This window comes from Enterobacter sp. RHBSTW-01064, from assembly GCF_014103035.1.
GTDB classification, from domain to species: Bacteria; Pseudomonadota; Gammaproteobacteria; order Enterobacterales; family Enterobacteriaceae; genus Enterobacter; species Enterobacter mori.
On the sequence record NZ_JABXOU010000008.1, the window covers coordinates 210,907 to 217,347 of the forward strand.

Consider the following 6,441-nt stretch of genomic DNA (forward strand, 5'->3'; position numbering starts at 1 on the left):
TTCTGACACATTTTGTCAGTACCATCCTCTATTTTCTTTTCACTGACCAATATTGGTAGGTCTGCTCGAAACGGTAGGAAATATCATTGGAGTTTTCGATGCTCCTGCCGTTAACCAATATTGCCCCAGCAACTTAATTCAAATTTCCCACAGCCCATAATGAGGTAATACATGTCTTTGGGACGAATTCGACCGCAATTTACGCAGGGCCTGGAGAAAGCAGCCGGTGAAGAAAATAAGGCGTTTGCATCAGCGGTTATTCCCCGTTTTACGCTAGAAAACGATGTGGCGCTGACGACGCAGGTCATTGCCCAGCTTGATGAAGCCAGAGCCAAAATTGACCACTTCCATAAAATTTACGTGGAGTGGGGATTCGCAGCGGTCGACCCTATGGGGAACGGGATCGTGCTGAATTTTTTTGGTCCACCAGGAACCGGCAAAACCCTGACGGCAGAGGCGCTGGCGGGTTCGCTTAAGCGCAAGATTATGGTTGTCAGTATTGCCGATCTCGAAAGCAAATTTATGGGGGAAACCGCGAAAAATATCGCTGCTCTTTTCCGTCAGGCCATGGGGGAAGAGGCCGTGTTGTTCTTTGATGAAGCAGACACCCTTTTGGGTAAACGTCTCTCATCTGTTACTCAGGGCATTGATAATGAAGTAAACGCGATGCGTTCCACCTTACTGATTGAGCTGGAAAAGCATACCGGTATCGTCATCTTTGCTACCAACTTCGTCAAAAACTACGACAGCGCATTCCTCAGCCGTATCTCTCACCATGTTGGTTTTACGTTACCCGGCAGCCAGGAGCGTTTTCGCATCTGGGAAAAATTGCTCGTGCGCGCTATTCCGCTTGCCGATGCGCGGGAAACGATGCTGGAAAGCGCCGTGTCTCTCTCCGAAGGGCTCTCTGGCCGAGATATTCGCAATGCCATGCGCCTGGCGCTACCTAAAGCCGTACTGGAATCAGAACAAAAACTAACGCTTAAGCATCTTGAAAGTGCACTTGCGCAAATTCGTGATGCTTACGGCGCGATATCGAACGCGGCATCTTTCGTTCCACCACACATTAACACAGCAAAAAAAATGCTCGGTTTGAGCTAAGGGTTGAATCATGGGTTTATGGAGTCGTATTTGCTCTGCAGTCTCGTACGTACGTGATGTCGCTTCATCCGTCGTCAACAAAGCAAAAGAAATGGCCGGAAAAGCGATCGGTTTCATGGCAGAAAAAGCGGAAGGTTTTGTTGGTAAAGTCAACCAGATGTGGCAACGCATTAAGCCGCATATCAGCACGGGACGCAAAATACTTCAGATGCTAGGCGGTTTTATCACATTGCCATGGGTAAAGAGCGCGCTGGCGGGGCTGGATCGCGCGCTTGCATGGCTGGAAAAACTTGATAAACAGCCGCTGGTAAAAAAGCTGCAGAAAGCTCTGGAGTGGGTCATTAACTGGTGTAAAAACGCCCACCAGAAACAAATGGAAGAGCAGGAGCTTGAAGAGGCTCGCCATCATGCTCAGGCTATGGCTGAAGCGGAAGGTGAATTGACTGGTGAGGAGAAAGAGGCTGTGTCGGCTTTCGCACTGGTGAACAGCTATCTTATCGCAAAAGCAGAAGTGGATATCGCCGTGAAGCGAGATACGCTGCAGGACTTCGAGTATTTCCTGCGCCTGCGTGCAGTGCAAAAGCTGCTCGCCTTCTATGAAACCCGTATGCAGGCCGTGAAGTCCATCAGTGATGTCGATGCGGATATGCACTTTATGGTTTATGCCGCGAATGCGCTGATCCAGCAGGAGGCAGAGTTTAGCGATGCCGATACTCTGCGTCTGGATAGCCTCACTCAGAGACTATTCGGCAAGCCGATTATCCCGTTTGTCTTCGAAGAGATGATTATTGCATGGGAGAAAAGCCGTCAGCTGCTGGAAGAAGAGTGGGAGAAGAAAAACAGCGCGCTTTCGAAAGATCGTTTGCTGCATAACCGTTTGGTGCGCGCGCAAAAATACGAAGAGCTTGAACCGGCTGAAGTGGGCGTGCTGAACGATCTTAAAATCACCTTGCCGCGTGATACGGCCGATCTGGAACAATTAGGCGACGATCTACTGGCGCGCCAAAGCTACGTCAACGCGGCGGAAGGCTTTCTGCAGATGCTGGAAAAAGAAGAACAGCAACTGATTGCGGAAGGAAAAGCGTATCTGCTCGATCAGGGGGCGACTGTGGGTGCACTGCTGATCGACTGCTCGCAAAACGATCGCGCCTGGTCTTCTCTTTCCCGGCAGGAACAGAGCTTAATTACCGATTTCGCCAACATCTTTGCTGCCGATTGCCAGAAACGTACTGAAGCGGGTCTGCTCGTCGAGGTGGCTGCATGAATCTGCTGACTGAAATTGGCCACTTTTTGATCCCTGGCTTTGATGCGCTGCAGATGGGCTTTTTCGGCGCCATGCTGTTGGCAGTAATCTACACCTGGCTCTCCGTCAGGCGCAATGCACAGGAAGCGCGCTGGCAGCAGGCCTGGGAGAAAAGTGGGTTACAGGCTGCTCAGCCGGGGGTGAGTGCAGAAATGGGATCGGCCGCTGAGCTGAGCCAATCACTGGCGACCAAAGCTGAGAAAATAGCCGCCATTATGCCGGGTATGCTGTTGATCCTTGGTCTGTTGGGAACCTTTCTTGGGCTGGGGCTGGCGCTCGATAAAGCTTCCGGCATTTTGCATAACGCGGGAAACAGCATTGGTGCAATGGACTCCTCCATGCGCGACCTGATGGAGATGATGCAGGGGCTGGGCACGAAATTCAAAACCTCAACCTGGGGGATTATTGCCTTTATCGCCCTCAAAATCTGGGAGTCGAAAAACGGCTATGAAGAGCGCCGTCTCAACTGGTGTATGGCTAAACTGCAGCACTCCCTGACCGAAGAATATGCCCAGCGGGCGGAGGAAAACGCTTCCCGGCAGCAGCAGCGTGAAGCTGGACGTGACGCGGCTACCGAGCGTCTGGTGGAGGCGATGGCGCAGCAAACTGTCGCGTTGCGCGAGGAGTTCAGTCAGCAGGCAAAACGCAGTGAAGAGCAGGAAGCACAGCGTCATCAATACCATCTGGCGGCGTTAAAAGAGATCGCAGATATTAATAATCAGTCGCGCAATCTGCTGGAAACTTACACCCGTAAAAGTGAAGAGAACCTGGTGGCACTGCAGCAGGCGGCGACTACTATGAGTGATGCTTCGCAGCAAGTCTCTGGCTCGGCGATGAGCCTGGAAAAGGTGGTTACCGCGCTGGGTGCCGAACTTAGTAAGGTCATGACCGGCATTAAGCAAGAGCTGACGCAGGTAGTTAATGAGATGAATGCCGACTTCACTCGCAACGTGCAGCAGATGAGCGATAAGCTGGCGGAGTCTACTCATCAGCTCAGTACGACAATGGGCCAGATAGAAACCTCCTTAAACGGTGCTATCGCAAGCATGGATGCGTCTTTCCGCGGCAACATGACGCAGATGGCCAACCAGCTGGAATCCGCCACTTCGCAGATCAGCGAGTCGGTTAACAACATGTCTTCGCAGATCGACTTAACCATGACCACGGTGAAAGAGAGAACCGAAGCCGCGGCGAAAATTCAACGTCAGGCGATGAATGAATTCTCCGAAACCAGCATGACGCTGAATGAACAAGTCACCTCTATGACAAACTATATTCAGCGCGTCACGAAGGAGATCGCTCTCGGTCTGGCCGCCGTTTCCGAAGGCAACCGTAAGATGGAGCACTACATCACGCGCTTTAACGAGGCCTTCGATCTGCTGGGTACACTGCCGGAAACCGTTAAGCAGATCACCACTCAGGTGTCTGCATTGTGCACCCGCATCGATAAGTTGCTCCCGGCTCAACAGCTTGTCGCCGAACGTGTTGAGGTCTGATATTGCCGATGAAAGATAAACCGAATGAGTGGATTTCTATTTCCGATCTAATGGCAGGGGTCATGGCCGTGGTGATGCTGATGCTGGTGTTATCGGTACTGCAAAACAAAGTGGCTGACGTAAAACGCGAGCAGGAGAAAAACAGCGGCCAGGCAGCCGCTCAACAGAAACTGAATGCCATGATGCACAGCATGCAGCAGGAGATGGCGGATCAGGGGGATGCTGCGCTGGTGGGGTTTGATATAGCCAGCGGAAAAATTACGCTGCGCGATAAAATCTTCGCCCGCGGTAGTGCCTGTATCACCGATCAGGCAAGAGATGCACTTGCTCGTCTGGCACCACGGATTCAGGCGTTCGTGAGCGGTTCGACGAACACTCAGGTTTTTGTTGAGGGGCACACGGATAACATCAGCGTGAATAACCCTGTGGTCGATTACACCAGGTTCTGTACCGTGTATGACGATAACTACACGCTCTCGGCTGCCAGAGCCCGTGAAGCACGTAAATTGTTAATTGCGAACCTCAACGATCAGCAATCGCATCGTGTGATTGTGGCCGGTTTTGGCGACTCTCAGCCGCTAAAAGGGATTTCACCCAGCGATGAGCGTAATCGCCGCGTTGAGGTGCAGTTCCTGACGCACGCGCCGTCACGTCAGGAGCAGGGCAGCGCTCTGTAACTCAGCGGCTGGTTGAGTAATGGCATCTAAACCAGCCCGCTGTAGGGGCTTACTGAACCGTTGGAGAGGACTGGGGTGAGGGCATCAGGCTGCACTACTCCTCCATCGCAATCACAATCGCTTCACCCATCTTCTTCAACGCCTCGCGATTTTTGTCCGTCGGCGGCAGCGCCACGTTGATCCGCAGACAGTTGCGGTACTTCCCGGAGGCGGAAAACAGCGACCCGGCCGCGGCCTGGATCTTCAGCCGACACAGCTGCTTGCTGACGCACACCATGTCGACCTTTTCCGGCAGCTCAATCCACAGCAGGAAGCTTCCCTGCGGGCGCGTGACGCAAATCTCGGCCGGAAAATACTGCCGCACCCAGCAGGTGTAGGTTTCCATATTCTGCTGATAGATCTGACGCATACGGCGCACGTGGCGATGGTAATGCCCGTCGCGAATAAACGCCGCCACCGCCATCTGCGTCCCCGGCACGTTAAACCCGCCCGCGGCGTATTTCATGTGCATCACCCGGTCGTAATAGCGCCCCGGCACAATCCAGCCGACGCGCAGGCCCGGCGCCACGGTTTTGGTAAACGAGCTGCAGAGGATCACGCGGCCGTCGATATCCATCGAATGAATGGTGCGCGGGCGCGGGTACTCCGCCGCCAGCTCGCCGTAAATGTCATCCTCCACGATCACGATATCGTGCCGCTGGGCCAGGGCTAACACCTGCTTTTTCCGCGCTTCCGGCATGATAAACCCGAGCGGGTTATTGCAGTTGGGCACCAGGATCACCGCCTTGATCGGCCACTGCTCCAGCGCCAGTTCCAGCGCCTCGATGCTGATCCCGGTCTCGGGATCGGTAGGAATTTCAATCGCCTTGATGTCAAACCCGCGCAGCATCTGCATGGTGCCGTGAAACGACGGCGATTCTACCGCCACGATATCCCCCGGCTTGCACACCGAGAGCAGGGCGATCGACAGCGCGCCGTGGCAGCCGTTGGTGATGACAATTTCGTTCGCTGCCACGGTCGAGCCGCCGTCCAGCATCAGGCGGGCGATCTGCTCGCGCAGCTCCAGTCGGCCGTCGAGCACGTCATAGCTCAGCATTTCACCCGGATTATGCTGCGCGATGCGGCTCATCTCGCGCCACAGGGGCTTCAGGCTCGGCTGGTTAATATCCGGCGAGCCGCCGCCAAAGGAGATCATCTCTTTGTCGGCGCGGGCGTCCAGCAGCATCATCACCTCATCCCACTGGGTGACGTCCACGGGGCGCTGCACCGGGCGCGTCATGGCCGGGACGGGCGGCTGGGCTTTACGCTGCGAAACAAAATAGCCGGAGCGCGGCTGAGGGGTGATCAGCTGGAGATTTTCAAGGATCTGATAGGCCTGCTGTATGGTGCTGATACTCACGCCGTGCTCCTGGCTCAGCGTGCGTACCGACGGCAGACGTTCGCCGCTGCGATACAGCCCTTGTTCAATACGTTCTGCCAGAAGGTTGGCCAGATGTTGATAGCGCGTCATGCTGTATCCTTTGTTTTCACCATACAGTTAGTAAAACCAGTACAGATTGCCGTAAAAAATGGCATGCAGATACTGTTTTAGCGGATCTGTATGTTAAATAAAAGGTGTTTTTGAGTCTGTATTGCACAGGCCGATTTCCAGGATGATAACCCCACTGGTACAGTGAGGAGAGCATCATGGAATTCTACGAGAATCGTTCAAAACGTCCGTTTATCGCGTTTGTCTGGATCGGCAAAACGATCTGCAACTGGTATCGCATCAACCGCACCCGCCGCATTCTGAGCCAGATGAGCGACGAGCAGCTTAAGGACGTTGGGTTGTCGCGGTATGATGTGTGAGGCATTTATCGCCCGG

Annotated in this window: 6 protein-coding genes; 5 read left to right on the forward strand and 1 reads right to left on the reverse strand. The window is 53.9% G+C overall.

The window, feature by feature from the left end; translation table 11 throughout:
* Positions 1-171: 171 nt before the first annotated feature.
* From HV355_RS21220 to HV355_RS21235, 4 genes are read left to right on the forward strand one after another with little or no spacing between them, the layout of a single operon-like run.
* Complete coding sequence (locus HV355_RS21220) at positions 172-1,101, forward strand: ATP-binding protein (protein ID WP_182403331.1); 930 nt, start codon at positions 172-174, stop codon at positions 1,099-1,101.
* 10 nt (positions 1,102-1,111) lie between these two features.
* Positions 1,112-2,365: a hypothetical protein gene (locus HV355_RS21225; protein WP_182403333.1), complete on the forward strand. Its 1,254-nt coding sequence runs from the start codon at positions 1,112-1,114 to the stop codon at positions 2,363-2,365.
* The gene (locus tag HV355_RS21230; RefSeq protein WP_182403335.1) at positions 2,362-3,900 is read left to right on the forward strand and encodes a hypothetical protein; all 1,539 of its coding nucleotides are present in this window, start codon (positions 2,362-2,364) and stop codon (positions 3,898-3,900) included. The genes HV355_RS21225 and HV355_RS21230 overlap by 4 nt, the downstream gene beginning before the upstream one ends.
* A gap of 8 nt (positions 3,901-3,908) precedes the next feature.
* Positions 3,909-4,577 (forward strand): OmpA family protein, encoded by a 669-nt coding sequence (locus HV355_RS21235; RefSeq protein WP_182403337.1) that lies wholly within the window; start codon positions 3,909-3,911, stop codon positions 4,575-4,577.
* A 94-nt stretch (positions 4,578-4,671) separates the two neighbouring features.
* Here HV355_RS21235 and HV355_RS21240 read toward each other — a convergent pair whose 3' ends face one another.
* Complete coding sequence (locus HV355_RS21240) at positions 4,672-6,087, reverse strand: PLP-dependent aminotransferase family protein (RefSeq protein ID WP_089598044.1); 1,416 nt, start codon at positions 6,085-6,087, stop codon at positions 4,672-4,674.
* 176 nt (positions 6,088-6,263) lie between these two features.
* Between HV355_RS21240 and HV355_RS21245 the strand changes: the two genes are divergently transcribed.
* Positions 6,264-6,425 (forward strand): DUF1127 domain-containing protein, encoded by a 162-nt coding sequence (locus HV355_RS21245; protein ID WP_097536293.1) that lies wholly within the window; start codon positions 6,264-6,266, stop codon positions 6,423-6,425.
* Positions 6,426-6,441: the final 16 nt, after the last annotated feature.